The 15,378-nt window shown below is 68.6% G+C and carries 11 protein-coding genes and 5 pseudogenes; 8 read left to right on the top strand and 8 right to left on the bottom strand.

From position 1 onward, the window contains the following. The first annotated feature begins 165 nt into the window (after positions 1-165). Positions 166-1,681 (top strand): annotated as a pseudogene (locus AC4OXY_RS01620) (ISKra4 family transposase). A gap of 2 nt (positions 1,682-1,683) precedes the next feature. Here AC4OXY_RS01620 and AC4OXY_RS01615 read toward each other — a convergent pair. Further along, on the bottom strand, positions 1,684-2,448 hold the full coding sequence (locus AC4OXY_RS01615) for an alpha/beta fold hydrolase (protein WP_491992937.1): 765 nt from the start codon (positions 2,446-2,448) through the stop codon (positions 1,684-1,686). Positions 2,449-2,632: 184 nt separating this feature from the next. Beyond that, positions 2,633-3,079, bottom strand: coding sequence for a winged helix-turn-helix transcriptional regulator (locus AC4OXY_RS01610; protein WP_491992936.1), 447 nt, complete (start codon positions 3,077-3,079; stop codon positions 2,633-2,635). 131 nt (positions 3,080-3,210) lie between these two features. On the opposite strand from AC4OXY_RS01610, the gene AC4OXY_RS01605 reads away from it, so the two are divergent. Beyond that, positions 3,211-4,083: an aldo/keto reductase family oxidoreductase gene (locus AC4OXY_RS01605; protein WP_491992935.1), complete on the top strand. Its 873-nt coding sequence runs from the start codon at positions 3,211-3,213 to the stop codon at positions 4,081-4,083. A gap of 250 nt (positions 4,084-4,333) precedes the next feature. Further along, positions 4,334-4,534, top strand: a pseudogene (locus AC4OXY_RS01600) (ISL3 family transposase); the annotation flags it as partial. A gap of 361 nt (positions 4,535-4,895) precedes the next feature. On the opposite strand, the gene AC4OXY_RS01595 reads toward AC4OXY_RS01600, so the two are convergent. Both AC4OXY_RS01595 and AC4OXY_RS01590 read right to left on the bottom strand, forming a co-directional pair. After that, positions 4,896-5,300 (bottom strand): hypothetical protein, encoded by a 405-nt coding sequence (locus tag AC4OXY_RS01595; RefSeq protein ID WP_491992934.1) that lies wholly within the window; start codon positions 5,298-5,300, stop codon positions 4,896-4,898. 117 nt (positions 5,301-5,417) lie between these two features. Next, positions 5,418-6,677 (bottom strand): SpoIIE family protein phosphatase, encoded by a 1,260-nt coding sequence (locus tag AC4OXY_RS01590; protein ID WP_491992933.1) that lies wholly within the window; start codon positions 6,675-6,677, stop codon positions 5,418-5,420. 197 nt (positions 6,678-6,874) lie between these two features. On the opposite strand from AC4OXY_RS01590, the gene AC4OXY_RS01585 reads away from it, so the two are divergent. Then, entirely contained in the window at positions 6,875-7,516 is a 642-nt protein-coding gene (locus AC4OXY_RS01585; RefSeq protein WP_356039389.1) for a carbonic anhydrase, read from the top strand. A 46-nt stretch (positions 7,517-7,562) separates the two neighbouring features. On the opposite strand, the gene AC4OXY_RS01580 is transcribed toward AC4OXY_RS01585, so the two are convergent. The 4 genes and pseudogenes from AC4OXY_RS01580 to AC4OXY_RS01565 form a co-directional block, all read right to left on the bottom strand. After that, entirely contained in the window at positions 7,563-8,540 is a 978-nt protein-coding gene (locus tag AC4OXY_RS01580; protein ID WP_491992932.1) for an L-threonylcarbamoyladenylate synthase, read from the bottom strand. A 33-nt stretch (positions 8,541-8,573) separates the two neighbouring features. Beyond that, a pseudogene (locus AC4OXY_RS01575) lies at positions 8,574-9,265 on the bottom strand (transposase); the annotation flags it as partial. 72 nt (positions 9,266-9,337) lie between these two features. Beyond that, positions 9,338-9,844, bottom strand: coding sequence for a GNAT family N-acetyltransferase (locus AC4OXY_RS01570; RefSeq protein ID WP_356039417.1), 507 nt, complete (start codon positions 9,842-9,844; stop codon positions 9,338-9,340). A gap of 68 nt (positions 9,845-9,912) precedes the next feature. Next, positions 9,913-10,680, bottom strand: a complete 768-nt coding sequence (locus AC4OXY_RS01565) for a transposase (RefSeq protein WP_491994762.1) — start codon at positions 10,678-10,680, stop codon at positions 9,913-9,915. A 345-nt stretch (positions 10,681-11,025) separates the two neighbouring features. Here AC4OXY_RS01565 and AC4OXY_RS01560 point away from each other — a divergent pair, with 345 nt between their 5' ends. The 4 genes and pseudogenes from AC4OXY_RS01560 (at position 11,026) to AC4OXY_RS01545 (ending at position 14,975) form a co-directional block, all read left to right on the top strand. Next, positions 11,026-11,184: a hypothetical protein gene (locus AC4OXY_RS01560; RefSeq protein WP_491992931.1), complete on the top strand. Its 159-nt coding sequence runs from the start codon at positions 11,026-11,028 to the stop codon at positions 11,182-11,184. A 558-nt stretch (positions 11,185-11,742) separates the two neighbouring features. Then, on the top strand, positions 11,743-12,213 hold the full coding sequence (locus AC4OXY_RS01555; RefSeq protein WP_356039381.1) for a hypothetical protein: 471 nt from the start codon (positions 11,743-11,745) through the stop codon (positions 12,211-12,213). Positions 12,214-12,600: 387 nt separating this feature from the next. Continuing rightward, positions 12,601-13,692: pseudogene (locus tag AC4OXY_RS01550) on the top strand (IS630 family transposase). A gap of 4 nt (positions 13,693-13,696) precedes the next feature. Next, positions 13,697-14,975, top strand: a pseudogene (locus AC4OXY_RS01545) (IS701 family transposase). Positions 14,976-15,378 lie beyond the last annotated feature (403 nt).

Here is a 15,378-nt window from a genome sequence, read left to right as displayed (position 1 = left end):
TCAAGCGCCTGGTGACGCGGGGCGGGCTGATGGAGAACACCCCCGGCGTGTTTGTTCTGCTGCCCGGCAGCGGGAACGAGCCGTGAGGGGATGGTGACCAAGGGGCCCTTCTCCGTACGGTCGAAGGCGCCGACCAATTCGCGCCGCCCCAGAGAAGAGCCCGCGGTGGAACGCTACGACACCCCGCCGAGTGCTGACCTGTTTGCGGCCTCGGTGAAATTCTTCGACGCCCTCGTGGCCGAGCTGCACGACCTGGCCACCGGCCGACTGGCCCACCATGAACTGGAAGAACTCGTGGATACCCGCGGCCGGCTGCTGATGCGGCAGCTCCTGCGGGACCACCTCGACCTGCGCGAGGGGGAAAGCGTCCGCACCCGCCGGCCGTGGTGACCGGCTCCGACCGTCTGGTCCGTTCCCGCCTGGAGCGTGGCCATCAGCGGCAGCCGGCCACGCTGTTCGGCACCGTGACCGTCCGCCGGTGCGCATGGCGGAGGCCTGGCGCCGTCAACATCTACCCGGGCCGATGCCGCTTTGTCGCTGCCCGCACGGCGGCACTCGCACTCACTGGCCCGGCTGGCCGTCCTGGAATCGGTGCGGGCCTCGTTCGACACCGCGACGGCGGCGATCACGCGCCGCTGTGGGCCGGTGATCGGCAAACGCCAGGTCGAAGACCTCGTCGTGGACGCCGCAGCGGACATCGACGCGTTCTGCCGTGCACGCATTCCCGCTCTGTGCACTGCCCGCACGCTGCTGGTGATCTCGGTGGGCGGCAAGGGCATCGCGATGCGCCCGGACGCCCTGCGGCCCGCGCCCCGGGAGGCCGCTGCTGCCCGTCCTGGCCTGCTCCGCACCCGGCTGGCTTCCGGGGAGAAACCGGCCCGCAAGCGCATGGCCACTCTCGCTGCCGTCTACGACGCCGACCCCGTACCCCGGCGTCCGCACGACATCATCGCCCCGCCTGGCGGCCGCCACGGCCCGACGCAGGCTCAGGCCAGGACCTAAAGCTGCATCGAAGTGGCTGCACGGATCCGTCATCGACGATGCCGCCACGGTCGTCAAGGCGGCCTTCGACCAGGCCGAAGCCCGGGACCCCGGCCATCGCCGTCGCTGGGTCGTGCTCGTCGACGGCGCCCGCCATCAGCTCGACCTCATCCAGACCGAAGCCGCCTGCCGTGGCATCACCATCGACATCGCCGTCGACTTCGTTCATGTTCTTGAGTACCTCTGGCAGGCAGCCTGGTCCTTCCACCACAGCGGTGATCCCGCCGCCGAGGACTGGGTCGCCGTCCACGCGCTCACCATCCTGGCCGGCGGTGCCCAGGCAGCCGGATCGATCGGGAAACAGGCTGACGTGGCAGGCTGACACCTGCTCAACGGCACAGCGCGGACGCCTGCATCCGCTACCTCAGCAGCAAGGAAGCGTTCCTGCGATACGACCGCGCTCGCCGCGGGCTGGCCCATCGCGACCGGCGTGATCGGGGGCGCATGCCAGCATCTGATCGCCGACCGGCTCGACATCACCGGAGCCCGCTGGGGACTCGCCGGCGCCGAATCCGTCCTCAAGCTCCGCGCCCTCATCAGCAACGGCGACCTCGACGCCTACTGGCGTCACCATCTTGCCCACGAGCATCACCGCAGGTATCAGGACCCTGACCAGAACAGATACCGCCCGGCAGCCTGAGCTCAGCAGGGTTCGGACAGAAACGTGGTGACCGCGGCGGCGAACTGCTCCGGAGCATCGTGATGCACGACGTGACCGGCAGCCAACTCGACGAGGCGAGCCAGTCCGCCGCGGCGGGCGACCATGTCACGGGCGTGATCGGCCGTCAACTCGTCACTGTGTATTCCGTGGATCAGCAGGGTCGGGCAGGACACCGCTGTCCAGTCACCCCAGTGATCACCGTTGAGAGCCTTCTGGGACGCCACAGTGTCGTCGATGCCGAACGAGAAACCCCAGCCCTGGACCCTCTGCCGGAACGAGCACTCCAGATAGGGCGCAGTCCCACCCAAAGCCGTGACCAGTTCCTCTCGGGACGGCACGTGAGAGGGGAGACGCGTGGTGAACGACCAGTCGCAGGCGACGACTGCACCGATATCTTCCACAATCAGCTTGCTGACCTTGTCCGGGTGCCGTGCGGCGAACTGGTAGGCATTCACCCCGCCCAACGAGTGGCCCAGCACCGCCACGGAGCCGACTCCCAGATGCCGATGCAAGGCGACGACATCGGCAACGTAATCGTCCCGCTCGTAACGACAGGCGCGGTCGGACTCTCCATGACCGCGCTGATCGAGCGCGATCACCCGCCACCGCGGCGCCAACACCTCTGCGAGCGACGCGAACGCAGCTGCCTCGTTGTAGTGCCCGTGCAGGACCACAAGCGGCCGGCCCGGACCACCGAAGTCCAGATACGACAGCTTCCGCCCACCCGCCATGAGGAAATCACGCATAACGCGGATCATAGGGGTCAACACCGACAACCACGGCTGAACAGCGGCCAGTACGCAGCCCGTCCGCTTCAAGGGAGACAGCCCGCACCCAAGACGAGCTACACCCATCTCACTTTGAAGGCTCTTCGCAGTTGAGGGTGTAGCGCCGAGAATGTGGAGCAGTTGGACGGTTGGGTGTGAGTCGTCAGGAAGTGCGAGAGTCGTAGTTCTCGCGGTTTGCAAGGACCTCGGCCATGTGCGTCTGCGCCCAGTTTCTGAGCCCGCGCGTCATGTGGTGGAGCGAGAGGCCGAGGTCGGTCAGCTCGTAGGAGACGGTGACAGGGACGGTTGGCGTCACGGTACGGGTGAGCAGACCATCGTGCTCCAGCGAGCGTAGCGTCTGGGTCAGCATCTTCTGGCTGACCCCGGCCAGAAGACGATAGATCTCGGAGTAACGCATCGCCTTCGGAGCGTCTGCGTGTGCTTCACCGGGCTGGCCAGGGCCGTTGTCGCCGCCCAGCGCGCACAGGATCAGGACGACCCACTTGTCCGAGATTCGATCGAGCAGCTGCCGACTGGGGCACCCTGCCAGGAACGCGTTGTACTCCATCTTGGCCTGAGCCCTCTTCTGGGCCGCCTTCGCCGTCGTCACTGATCGCACCTCTCACCCATGGGTGGGTTACGCACTCCAAAGTGCCTACTTCCCGACAGGAAGTTTCTCTCCAATGCTGATGCAGGGAGGCAGCAGGCGCCACCCCCAAGTGCACGACGAAAGGTCACACGATGAGCACACCCTCCCTCTCTCTTCCCGGCGGCACCTGGACTCTGGGGGACCTGACCGTCACCCGGTTCGGCTACGGCGCCATGCAACTGGCCGGCCCGTGGGTCATGGGGCCGCCCGCCGATCGCGAGGGTGCCCTGGCCGTTCTGCGTGAAGCGGTCGACCTCGGTATCTCCCACATCGACACCAGTGACGCGTACGGGCCGCGCGTCACCAACGAGTTGATCTGCGAGGCGCTGCACCCCTATGCCGAGTCGCTGCACATCGTGACCAAGGTGGGCGCGACCCGCGACGAACAGGGTGGCTGGCCTCCGGCCCGGCGACCCGAAGATCTGCGCCGCCAGGTCCAAGACAACCTCACGTCCCTCCGGCTCGACGTACTCGACCTGGTCAATCTCCGGCTCGGCAACGCCGAAGGTCCTCAGCCCGGCTCGCTCGCCGAGGCGTTCGAGACGCTCGCCGAACTCCAGCAGCAGGGCCTGATCCGCCACCTCGGACTCAGCAACGCCACCTCGGAGCAGGTCACCGAGGCGCAGGGCATCGCGCCGGTCGTGTGCGTGCAGAACATGTACAACCTCGCCCACCGCCACGACGACAAGCTGATCGACCGGCTCGCCGCCGACGGCGTCGCGTACGTGCCCTTCTTCCCCCTCGGGGGCTTCACCCCGCTTCAGTCCTCGGTGCTCTCGGCGGTCGCCGCTCGATCGGAGGCGACACCGATGTCGGTCGCACTGGCCTGGCTGCTGCAGCGATCACCGAACATCCTGCTCATCCCCGGCACGTCATCGACGGCGCACCTGCGCGAGAACATCACTGGCGCGGGACTCTCCCTCTCTCATGAGGACGTGGCCGAACTGGACGACATCGGCCGCTGAATGCCCCAGAGCTGAACGGCCCACGAGCCACGACCGAAGCCACCGTTCACGTTCCGGCCCCGGTCACCTTCGCGCGGCCAGGGCCAAAGCGGAAAGATTCGCCCTCCCCTGGACGACTGCAGATCATCAACCGTCAGGAACTTGCGTCACACCGGCGGTGGCAGCTCACCCCGCGTCGGTGGCCGGGTAGGCGTCGAGGGCTCCCGAGGAAGGGGGTTCCTGCACCAAGCCCATCCGGAAGACCTCGACGCTGCACGACGCTACCCCTGCGGCGGGCTTCGCCCGCGCTGGCATGAATACGTTCTGCCGCCTTGACGAGCTCGGGCTCAAAGTCACCGGTCAGCGACTCGCCCCGGATCGTGCGGTTCTCGCGTGCCGGGTCGTCGAGTCCGATCAGTGGTGCCGCCGCTGCGGTTGCGAAGGCACACCGCGTGAAAGCCCTTCGCGAAGGCCGTCAGTTAGCCGGCAGAACTGGAACCTGAGAGGTGGGGCAGGTCACCCTGTCACCCAAACCGGCAGCAGACCCCACCGCCTTGCTGACCAGCTCGGACACCAACAGCAGCACCGCGTCCGCCTCCGCGCCGCCATCGGGTGCGAGCACGGCCAGAACGCCCCGTGCCACGTTCCGCCATGCGCTCGGCCAACTGCGGGCTGGCGCCCTCGAAGGGGGCATGGTCCTCCTCGGGTGAATGGGTCATCCAACCCATCCGGGCGGGAAAGACGCGTTTTGCTGCTCGACTGCCCCGGAAAGATCGGGTTCATTCCCGCGCTGGCAGCAGTCCGCAAGCGGGCAGGAGCGCGGATCGCATCAGCTACTCGTGCAGGCCGGCACCGGGCACCGCGCGGGTCAGCGGCTGAAGGTCTCCGTACAGCGCGGCGTGAAAGGCGGCCGCGAGTTCGCGGGCCCGTTCTTCGCTGCGCACGCCGTGCATCATGAAGTAGGCCGGGCCCGTGCAGGCGTCCCATTCGACCTCACGGCTTTGGAGCTGGCGGGTGATCGCGGCCCGGACTGCCTCGTTCACCGCGTCGTCGATGGCGTGGCCGGAGCCGACGGTGAGCGTGTCCGCTTTGACGGTCCACACCTGACGCTTTTCGGATTCGATGGCGACGAATACGGCGTGCTGCGCCATGGCCTGCCGGTACGCGGCGTGGAAAGCGTCGGTGCCGGTGGCGTCCGGGCTGCGGTGAGCGGGGCAGGCAATCGGCAACTGCTGCATAGCGGGCATCGTGACAAAGCCCTGCCGCTCTCGGCTGTGGTGACGCGGCGGACTGCCGGAGCCGCCATGCGACCGCACCAAGCCGCCCGCCTTCCGCCATGGGCGAACCGGGCCTGATCAGTACGGTCGGGTTGTTTGGTCCAGGCGAACGACGACGATGGCGATGTCGTCGTCGGCGCCGCTGGCGAGGCCCAGGCGGGCGAGGAGGGTGTCGGCGAGGTGTTCCGCGCCGAAGTCGGTGCAGGTGGCGAGCGTGGAGGTCAGGCGGGTCAGGCCGGTGTCGATGTCCTCGTCGCGGCGTTCGATCAGGCCGTCGGTGTAGAGGATGAGGGTGTCGCCGGGCGTGTAGGGCGCGTTGGCCTGGGGGCGGGGGATGTGTTCGGGGCGGGCGCCCAGGGGTGGGTCGGTGGCCTGGTCGAGCAGGTCGCAGGAGCCGTCCGGGTGCAGCAGGACGGGCGGGGGGTGGCCGGCGCTGCTGTAGATGAGCAGGTGGCTGTGGCAGTCGACGAGGACCTGGACGGCGGTGGCGGCCAGTGCTCCCTCGACCGAGCGGGCGTACAGTCCCAGGACCTCCAGGGCTTGGGCGGGGCCGTGGACGGTGCGGGTGGCGGCGCTTAGTGCGCTGCGGAGCCTGCCCATGATCGTGGCGGCCATCAGCCCGTGGCCGACCACGTCGCCGACCGTGACGGTGAAGCGGTCCGCGGGCAGGTCGACCGCGTCGTACCAGTCGCCGCACACGTTCAGTGATCCGGTCGCGGGCAGGTAGCGCACGGCGATATTCGGGTGTCGGGCCAGGTCCGGGGAATGGAGCATGGCTTCTTGGAGGGCGACGGCGATGTGCCGTTCACGGGCGTGGGCCTGCCGCAGTTCCTCGTTCAGCTGCTGCAGCTGTCGCGCCCGGGCGTACAGCTCGGCCTCCATGGCCGCCTCCCGGCCGGGGCTGACCGACGGCGGGTGCGCACTGCGGTGGGCACGGACGACGTCGGTCATGTCCTCGGATCGGTGGATGATCCAGGCGACCTTGCCGTCCGTGCCAAGGACTGGCACGTTGATCGCGGTCCACCACCGCTCCTTGAACACCTCGGGATTGCCCTGGACCGGGATGTCGTACTTCTGCAACGCCATGTGATCGGTCTGGCCAGAGGACAGGACACGGTGCAGTGAGGCCTTCAGCGTGTCCACCCCGTCAGCCTCCGGGTCGGCGGGGTTGTCCGGGAAGACATCGAAAAGGTACTGCCCGAGCAGCTCGACCCGGCTCCGTCCGGTCACCTCGCAGAAGGCCCGGTTGGCAGCGCCGATCACCAGGTCCGTGCCGAGCACCAGGCACGGGCTCGGAAGGGCGGCGAACACACCCAGGTAATCAATCTCCGGTGTCACACGCATTCCCTGCCAGCGGCTCCCTCTTCAATTTTACGAGAGTCCGGTCCCCGCGCCCGCCGGGCTCGCTCGTGAGCAGCGGGATGTACCGCTGCCTCGCGGCCGGTGCCGCGGGACGGCGTATGACCGCGTCCCCGGAAGAGGCCTCCGCATGGCCAAGCGATGTGTCGCCTGGCGCCGACTCGTAGGCTGCAGCCATGACCGAGATCCAGAGCCCGACGACCCGCGACGCCTTCGAGCTGCTGCTGGCCGGTAACCAGCGCTTCGTCGCGGGTACCCCTGAGCACCCGAACCAGGACGCCACCCGCCGCACGGAGATCGCACCGTCCCAGCAGCCCTTCGCCGTGCTGTTCGGCTGTTCCGACTCCCGGCTGGCCGCCGAGATCATCTTCGACCGCGGCCTGGGCGACCTGTTCGTGGTGCGCACCGCCGGCCACGTCATGGGACCGGAGGTACTGGGCAGCATCGAATACGGCGTAGACGTGCTGGGCTGCCCGCTGGTCGTGGTCCTCGGACACGACTCGTGCGGCGCGGTCGGCGCGGCGTGCGCCGCGCTGGAGGACGGCATGACACCGGCCGGGTACGTCCGGGACGTCGTCGAGCGGGTGACGCCCAGCGTGCTGGCGGCGCGGGCCGCCGGAAAGGTCGAGCCCGAGGAGATCCTCGCCGAGCACATAAGGCACACCGTCGACCTGCTGCTGGACCGCTCCCGGGCGCTCGCCGAGAAGGTCGCTGCCGGGCAGGCGGCCGTGGTGGGCCTGTGCTACCGCCTGGCCGACGGCAGCGCGCAGCTCGTCGCGGCCCGCGGCCTCGATGTGGCGGTGCCCGCCGCGTCCTGACCGCCACGGCCGTGGCCGCTCGGGCACGCCACCAATCCGATGCTGGTCACGCGGAGGCCCGGGGCCCCGCGGCGCGGCGGAGCCGGTTGGCGATCGCCAGTCCCAGCCCCTCCTCCACCGGCAAGGAGGCGACGATGAGGTCGCACCCCTGCTGGTCGAGTTCGCGCAGGAACCCGTACAGTCCGCGCGCATAGGCAGCCGGCGAAGCGGGGACCGTCACCACGGCGTGTGCCTTCACTGGAGCGTCGGCGAAGGCGGGGGGAAGAAACACCCCAACCTGCTGCCCCAGCTCCTGCGCGAGCTCCGCTTTGGCGATGACCTGCTCGGGCTCGACGAGGACGACTCGCGCACGCGGCGCGTAGTGCGACGGATGCTGGCCCGGCACGCGGACACGGCTGGTCGAGGGGACCGCGAGCGGGCACCCCAGCACCGCTTCAAGGTCCTCTCGCGTCACCCCGCCGGGACGCAGGATGCTCGGGATCTCGCCCGTGGCGTCGACGATGGTCGACTCGACGCCGACCGAGCAGGGACCACCGTCCAGCACGAAGTCGACCGCCTCCCCGAGCTCGGCACGGACGTGGTCCGCCGTGGTAGGGCTGACCGAGCCGAAGCGGTTGGCGGACGGGGCCGTGACACCGCCGCCGAAGGTCGACAGCAGCGCGAGGGCGACGGGGTGATCGGGCACGCGCACGGCCACGGTCTCCAAGCCACCCGTCGCTTCGAGGGGCACTCGGCGACCGCGCCGCAGGACCAGCGTGAGCGGCCCAGGCCAGAAGCGTTCGGCCAGCAGGCGCGCCGTCGCCGGCACGTCTTTGACCCAGTCGTCCAGATGCTCCGCGCCGCCGATGTGGACGATCAGCGGGTGGGACGGCGGACGTCCCTTGACCTGGAAGATGCGCGCGACGGCGACGGGGTCCTCGGCGTTGGCGCCCAGTCCGTAGACGGTCTCGGTCGGGAGGGCCACCAGGCGGCCGGCGCGCAGCACACGGGCCGCCTTCTCGATGTCACTGGTTCTTGCTGGCACCTTCGCAATCCTAGACGGGTAGATCCGAAGTGATCAGTGGTCGAAGGCGATGAGCGGCCGGGCGTCCGGTGCGCCGGTCTTGTTGTCGTGCCAGATCCCGGCTGCCATCGCCGGGACGCGCTGGGCGACGCGGATGGCGACGCCCTCGATGGTCCGGCCGCCGTGTTGTTCCAGGTCGAGTCGGCCCTTGAGGGTGTCGTTGACCGACTCGATCAACTGGCGGACCTTCTTGAGCATCGGTTCGCCGTACCGTTCCTTCTCGCGTTTGAAGGACGGCCGCAGCAACTGGATGCCGAGGCGGGCGAGGTCCTTCTCGAAGGCCTTCGACGCAAAGCCCTTGTCCGAGATGGGCAGGATGCCCTCGCGGTTGGCGACCAGATCGGCGTCGACCTCGAGCATCGCAGCGAGGACCTCGCGCTCGCCGATCTTCGAGTTGGCCGGCGCCCACATGATCGGCATCCCGGTCAGGATGCAGACCAGATAGGGGCGCAGGCCCCAGAAGAATCGCGAGTGTGAGGCGCAGTAGCCGTAGCCGGCCCAGCCTGCCAGGGTGGAGCGCTGCACGGTCGGGCGTGACATCCCGCACGGGACCGGGGTCGAGTCGGTGAACCAGTGGTTGCCGAACCAGAAGTCGCTGCCCCTCGCCAGTTCCCTGATCACGCCTTGACCAGCGGAATCGCGGTGCGGAGCCGCTTGTTGCAGCCCGCGCGCTGCGGCAGGTACGGAGACTTGCCGAAGCTGCCGTCACACACGGATCATCGAGGCCCTCGCCGCCTTGGTGGAACCGAACGTGAGACTTACTCCAGCTCCTCCGCCAACAGGTCCATCAGCAGCCCGTCGTGCCAGCTGCCCTCCGGGCCGCGCTCGTACTGCCGCATGATGCCCACCGGGCGGAAGCCGACCTTGCGGTAGCACCGGATGGCGGCGGCATTGTCGGCGGCCGGGTCGATCACCAGTCGGCGGTATCCGTGATCATCGATCAGATGGCGTGCCAGGGCGCGGACGGCGTCAGTGCCAAGACCGCGCCCGTGCACCGCCGGGTCGAGATAGATGTCGATGTTGGCATGGCGGTAGTCCGGCTCGTCCTCGGCGCCCCACTGGATAGCGCCGACCACTCTGCCGCCGTGCTCGACCGCGAAGGTCCGGGCCCCGGGATCTTCGAGGTCCTCGGCCACCGCGGCCGTCAGGTCGTCGCCGCCCCGCCAGCGCGCGTACACCTCAGGCGTGGTCCGGATCGCGGCCAGAGCCGGGATATCGCCCACCGTCGCCGGGCGAAGCGTCACCAGGGCTCCGCGCAGGACCATCCGCATGCCGCTGATCATCCCCGACTTCGGATCCACTCGTCTAGAGGTTGTCCCGTATGGGGCGTGAGTTATTCAGTGAGGGCCAGGTTGTGGAGCCGGGCGATGCCGGGCAGCGCGTGGTGAACGCCGTGGTCCTTGAGTCGGCAGTCCCGCAGAATTTTCCAGTTCTTCAGCCGGGACAGGGCGTGTTCCATCCGGGCTCGCGCCCGGCGGTGGTCGGCGTTCTCCGCCTCCTGGCGCGGACTGAGGTGCGTCTGTCCTCGTCGTTTGCGGTGCGGGATGAGCAGGCCGGTGCCCTGGTATCCACCGTCGGCGATGGCCGGTGCGCCGCGGCAGACCCGGTCGACGCCGGACTTCGTGAACGCCCGGCAGTCGTTGCGGCTGCCGGGCAGCGGCATGCCGATCGCCACCACCGGGCGGCTGTTGGCGTCGATCACGACCTGCAGGTTGGCCGGGTACCGATAGTTCTTGCTGGACGCGGCCACGCTGCGGTCACGGGTGGGCGCCAGGGTGCCGTCGACGATGTGGACGGTGTCTTTGCGTGGCCGCCGGGCCGGCGAGATGGCCGGCAAGGGCTCCAGGTGGTCGAGGATGCGGTCAGCCGCAGACTTCGAGACCCCGAACAACGGTTCCACCTGCCGCAACGTCAGGTTCGTGCGCCGGTACGTCGCCACCGGCAACACCCGGTCCTCCAGCGGCAGCCGCCAGGGCCGGCCGCACTGCACGTCGCCACCGCGACGCCGCACCAACGCCACCAGCGGGGCGAACTGCGACTCGCTCAGCCCGGCGAACAGCTCGATCCACTTCGGATCATCCGCTGAGATCACCCCACCCATGCCCAGCCAACGCAAAAAACCGACCCACCGGTTACGGGACAACCTCTAGCCAGGAGCGGGTGCGCCCTTGGCAACCAATGCCGACGGCGCACGACGTTACGCCCAACTCCCCCTGATCTAGGACGAAATCGCGACTCGCGGCCTAGGAATCGATCTACGCTGATTGCTGGACACGTGATGCCTGATCTGAGCGCAGGCCGCCGAAAGGCCTGGGCTCGGTGCTTGCAGGCGCGGCCATCCGCCGCCTGTCGCAGGACTGCACCGCGGTGGCGTGCGAGCCGGGATCGGCCGACGGCCGCGAGATGACCGAGGAAGAGCACCCAAGCGCCCGCGAAGCTCGGCCAGTTGTGGTTCACCATCGGTTTCCAGTCCTTCCAGGACGGCGTGCACTTTCTCGACTGCCACCTGAAGCGCCTCCAGGGCCTCCTGGCCGCACGTCAGCAGGAGTTCACCGAGCTGTGCCACTCCTGGCGCAAGCGGCACCCCCTGCTGCGCACCAAATGACCGTCTGCCGCCGGGCCAACCCGTGCGGCGGCAGGGGATCGGTGAACACCGGGCAGTGTCGGCGTGGCGGAGGATGTCGACGTCGTTGTTCACCGCGTCGCGCAACACGATCTGCGGCTTCGTCCCGCCGGCGGGGAAGGTCAGGTTCTTGGAGCTGCCCGACCGCCCCTTGGTGAAATGGAAGCCCGTTGTTTTGCGTGTCCGGTGGCCAGGGCTCGGTGTCCTCGCTGGGCACCCGGTCGGGCAGTCCCAGACGTGCGCCGAGGCGACGCGGGCGGCGGTTCGGCGAAGGTGCACACCCATGGCCACGGTGGTGGTTCCTCGGCGGGGATCCTCATCCGCGCCGACAGTGCTGGATCCGGCGCTGGTCTTGACCGGACGAAAGATCAGCGGCCATGATCGCTGCGACGCTGACGGGGGAAAGCGATCACCGATGGCTGCTCCACCTCCCTCTCAGCACATGAGGATCTACGTCACACCGGCCGGCACGGGGGGATCTGGTCTCTCGGGCTAACCTCTCGGGGCCGTCGATCCAACACCCAGAGGAGGCAGGAACCCATGTTCAAACGGAACAAGGCCCGACGCCCGATAGCCATGATCTCCACAGCGGCCGCGGCAACCGCTGTTGTCTTCGCGGGAGGGCTCATCGGCGCCCCGTCCGCACAGGCAGCCATGAGTTCCGGCGGCTGCCGACTGACCGGCTGGGCCGGCACAAACCCCGGCGTTTCCCTGTACCCCTGTGACTTTCAGGGGGCCGAAGGCTCGATCGGACTGGACGTCAAAATCTCAAACCCCAACGGGCTGAACATCGACCCGTGCGCTCAATTGCTGTTGGTCAACGCCAACGGCAGCACCAGCTGGAGCAGCGATCTGGGTTGTCACGGGTGGACGACATCCACGTTTGAGCAGTGGATCGACAGCGCCTACCCGGCCGGATACGCCAACGGCACGTACGTCATGCAGGTGGGCTACTGGTACAACGGAAGCTACTACGGCAACGCCCAGAGCGCGCGGATCCAGCTCTACTAGCCTGCGCGTTGCACTTGCGGCGGCGTCCGGATGTTGAGCGGGAACGCGAAAGTGCCTTCTGCGCGGGGACGATGAGGCTTGTCCAAGGTCTCCGTCAGCCCAGCGGGAAGGCACGTTCCACGTGCACACTGCCGGTTGCGCCCCTCGCTCGTCCTCTCCGCCGACGAGCGAGAGCAGTGGCATGTCCGGACGTGACGCGTTCGCCCACCGGACTCACCCATGAAGTCTTCGCCTGGCTGCCGGCGTGGTCACGCGCGCCCCGAGGTTCCATGGACTGCGGGTGGTGCCGAATGCGGGCCCTCGGTGAATGGTCGCTGCCCCTACTGATCTCTTCGGATTGGTGTCGGGGGTGGTGACGTGTGGTGATGCCTGCGGTAGGCCGGTGGTATGCGGTACGCGCAGGGTGGTGGGCTGACCGCGGAGCGGCGGCGGTTTCGCGAGCGGATCCGGTACGAGGCGGGTGAGCGGTTCGGTCGCGGTGAGAGGGCCGCAGTGATCGCGCGGGATCTGTGGGTGGGTGAGCGGTCGGTGGAACGCTGGCGGCGTGCCTGGCGGGAGGGCGGGATGGCCGCGCTCGCTTACGCGGGGCCACCGAAACTGCCCAAGCTGTCCGACGGCCGGTTCGGCGAGCTGGAGCAGGAGTTGGTCTGGGACCGGCTGTGCACGGCTGGAAGGACCAGCGTTGGACTCTGGCCCGGATCAGAGCGTTGATCGCCTGGAAGTTCTCACGGGATTGCTCGTCGTCGGCGGTGTGGCGGCTGCTGCACCGGCACGGCTGGTCCTGGCAGTGTCCCGCCCGCCGGGCCCTGGAGCGCGACGAGCAGGCGGTGGGCCTGTGGAAGAAGGATGTGTGGCCGCAGGCGGAATGACTGCGGCGGCGCTGGGCGCGTACATCGTGTTCGAGGACGAGGCCGGGTTCTCGATGACGCCGCCACGGGCCCGCACCTGGGGCCGGCGTGGGCACACGCCGGTGGTGCGGGTACGGGGCCGGTCCTGGCGCCGCTGGTCGATCGCCGTGATGTGCTGCTACCGGCCGGGCGAAGCCTCCCGTCTGATCTATCGGCCGCGCCGTCACCGCAAGCACAGGGGCAAAGGACGCGACACCTTCGCCTGGAGCGACTACCGCGACCTGGTCGTCCGCGCCCACATCCAGCTCCAGGCACCCATCGTCGTCATCTGGGACAATCTCAACACCCACCGGGCAGCCGGAATGCGCGATTACGCGGCCGCACATGACTGGCTCACCATCATCCAATTGCCCTCATACGCACCGGACTTGAACCCGGTCGAGGGCGTCTGGTCGCGCTACGGCGCGGTCCCATGGCCAATACCGCCTTCACCGACGACGACCACCTCGAACGCACCCTCCGGCGGGGCCTGCGTCACATTCAGCTCCGCGCCGACCTGATCGACAGCTGCCTGGCCGGCACCGGACTCAAACTCACCCACCAGCCGACAACAATCCGAAGAGATCAGTAGGAGTGTGGTTGCACATGAAGTGCATCGTGCTCGGGCGGAGTTGGTGTCATTCGTGGCGGATGTGTTCGCGTCGGTGCCGCGTAAGGACCAGCGGGCGAAGGGCGACTGCTGTCTGCGGGGGCTGATGCTGGACGGGCGCCGTAAGTCGATCCAGCCGATGGCGGGGCGGCTGCCGGATGGCAATGAACAGAACCTGAGCAGTTCGTGAACCAGTCGACCTGGGATCCGGTGCCGGTGCGGGTGGCGGATCGCCCAGCGGATGGTGCCGCTGATCGGGCCGGATGCCTGGGCGGTCGATGATGTGTCGTTCCCGAAGGACGGGAAGAATGTCGGTGGCGGTCGCGCGCCAGTACTGCGGGACGTTGGGCAAGCGGGCCAACTGCCAGGTCGCGGTGAGCGTGCACGCGGTCTGTGATGCCGCGTCCTGCCCGCTGCGGTGGCGCATGTTCGTGCCCCAGGAGTGGGCGGACGATCCGGTACGGCGACACAAGACCGGGATACCGCAGGAGGGCGGGCACCGGGAGAAGTAGCGCCTGGCCCTGGACAGCATCGATGAGCTGGCCGGGTGGGGGCTGGTGCCACCGGTGCTGGTGGCCGACGCCGGCTACGGGCAGATCGCAGACTTCCGCGACGGCCTGGACCGGCGGGGCATCGGCTATGTCGTCGCGGTCCGCTCGGATGTGACCGTCCACCCGCACGACGCCGAGCCAGTCACACCGCACTGGTCCGGCAACGGTCCCAGGCCGCAGCCCCGCTACCGGGACAAGCCGTCCCCGGTGGCCGCACTGGCGGCCGGCCACGGACGACAGGCGTTCACCGAGGTCACCTGGCGGGAAGGCTTCCGCGGACCGATGCGCTCGCACTTCCTGGCGCTGCGGGTGCAGCCGGCCGGCATCAGGGCCCGTCGTCTGGCCCGGGCCGCCGCCACCGCCGGACACCGCTGCTGGGACGGTGTCCTGCCCGAAGTCACGCTGCTGGTCGAATGGCCCGAAGGCGCCGAAGCGCCTACCGACAACTGGCCGTCCAACCTGCCCGCCGGTATCACGCCGGCCGAACTGGTCCGCCTGGCCAAGATCCGCTGGCGCATCGAGCACGACTACCGGGAACTCAAGCACGGCCTCGACCTGGACCACTTCGAAGGCCGCTCCTGGACCGGCTGGCACCACCACGTCACCCTGGTCACCGCCGCCCACGCGTTCCTCACCGAACAGCGGCTGGCCCCCAAAGCCGATACAGCGGACTCACCCCCTGCCAGATCCTCGACACCCTCCATGACCTGCTGAACTGCTGGACCGGCACCTGCACCACCTGCCACCGTCCCCTGCCCAGAACAGCCACCACCAGCCCAAACCCAAGAGCCAGGGCAACCTGACGGAGTCCTACTAGAAGGCTCATGAAGATCTTGGGGTTCTGGCCCCGCCGCGTGAGCGGCCGGGCCAGACTCGTGTCGTGGTGATGGGGGAATGGGCCGGGCAGACAGTCGGGCCGGATGTGTGGGAGACCTGCCGGGAGTTGATTCCGGCGGGGAGTGTGTTCGCGTTTCTGTCCGAGCACCCTGGTGCGCTGTTCCCGGCGGAGATGTCCGCGGACATGTACCCGTCGGCGAACGGGCGCCCGAGCACGCCTCCGCAGATCCTGGCCCTGGCGATCACGCTGCAGGCTCGCTCGCGGAGCGGGCATCCGGTG

Source organism: Streptomyces sp. HUAS MG56 (assembly GCF_058673395.1).
The sequence above is the reverse complement of the archived record's forward strand: the minus strand, read 5'-3'. Positions and strand labels throughout refer to the sequence as shown.

What these genes read in the sequence shown, in the direction of transcription:
- AC4OXY_RS01570 (WP_356039417.1), bottom strand. Translation starts at nt 9,844, where the DNA reads ATGGTCCTGCGCGGAGCCCTGGTGACGCTTCGCCCGGCGACGGTGGGC.
- AC4OXY_RS01595 (WP_491992934.1), bottom strand. Translation starts at nt 5,300, where the DNA reads ATGCAGCAGTTGCCGATTGCCTGCCCCGCTCACCGCAGCCCGGACGCC.
- AC4OXY_RS01585 (WP_356039389.1), top strand. Translation starts at nt 6,875, where the DNA reads ATGACCGAGATCCAGAGCCCGACGACCCGCGACGCCTTCGAGCTGCTG.
- AC4OXY_RS01565 (WP_491994762.1), bottom strand. Translation starts at nt 10,680, where the DNA reads ATGGGTGGGGTGATCTCAGCGGATGATCCGAAGTGGATCGAGCTGTTC.
- AC4OXY_RS01615 (WP_491992937.1), bottom strand. Translation starts at nt 2,448, where the DNA reads ATGCGTGATTTCCTCATGGCGGGTGGGCGGAAGCTGTCGTATCTGGAC.
- AC4OXY_RS01555 (WP_356039381.1), top strand. Translation starts at nt 11,743, where the DNA reads ATGTTCAAACGGAACAAGGCCCGACGCCCGATAGCCATGATCTCCACA.
- AC4OXY_RS01605 (WP_491992935.1), top strand. Translation starts at nt 3,211, where the DNA reads ATGAGCACACCCTCCCTCTCTCTTCCCGGCGGCACCTGGACTCTGGGG.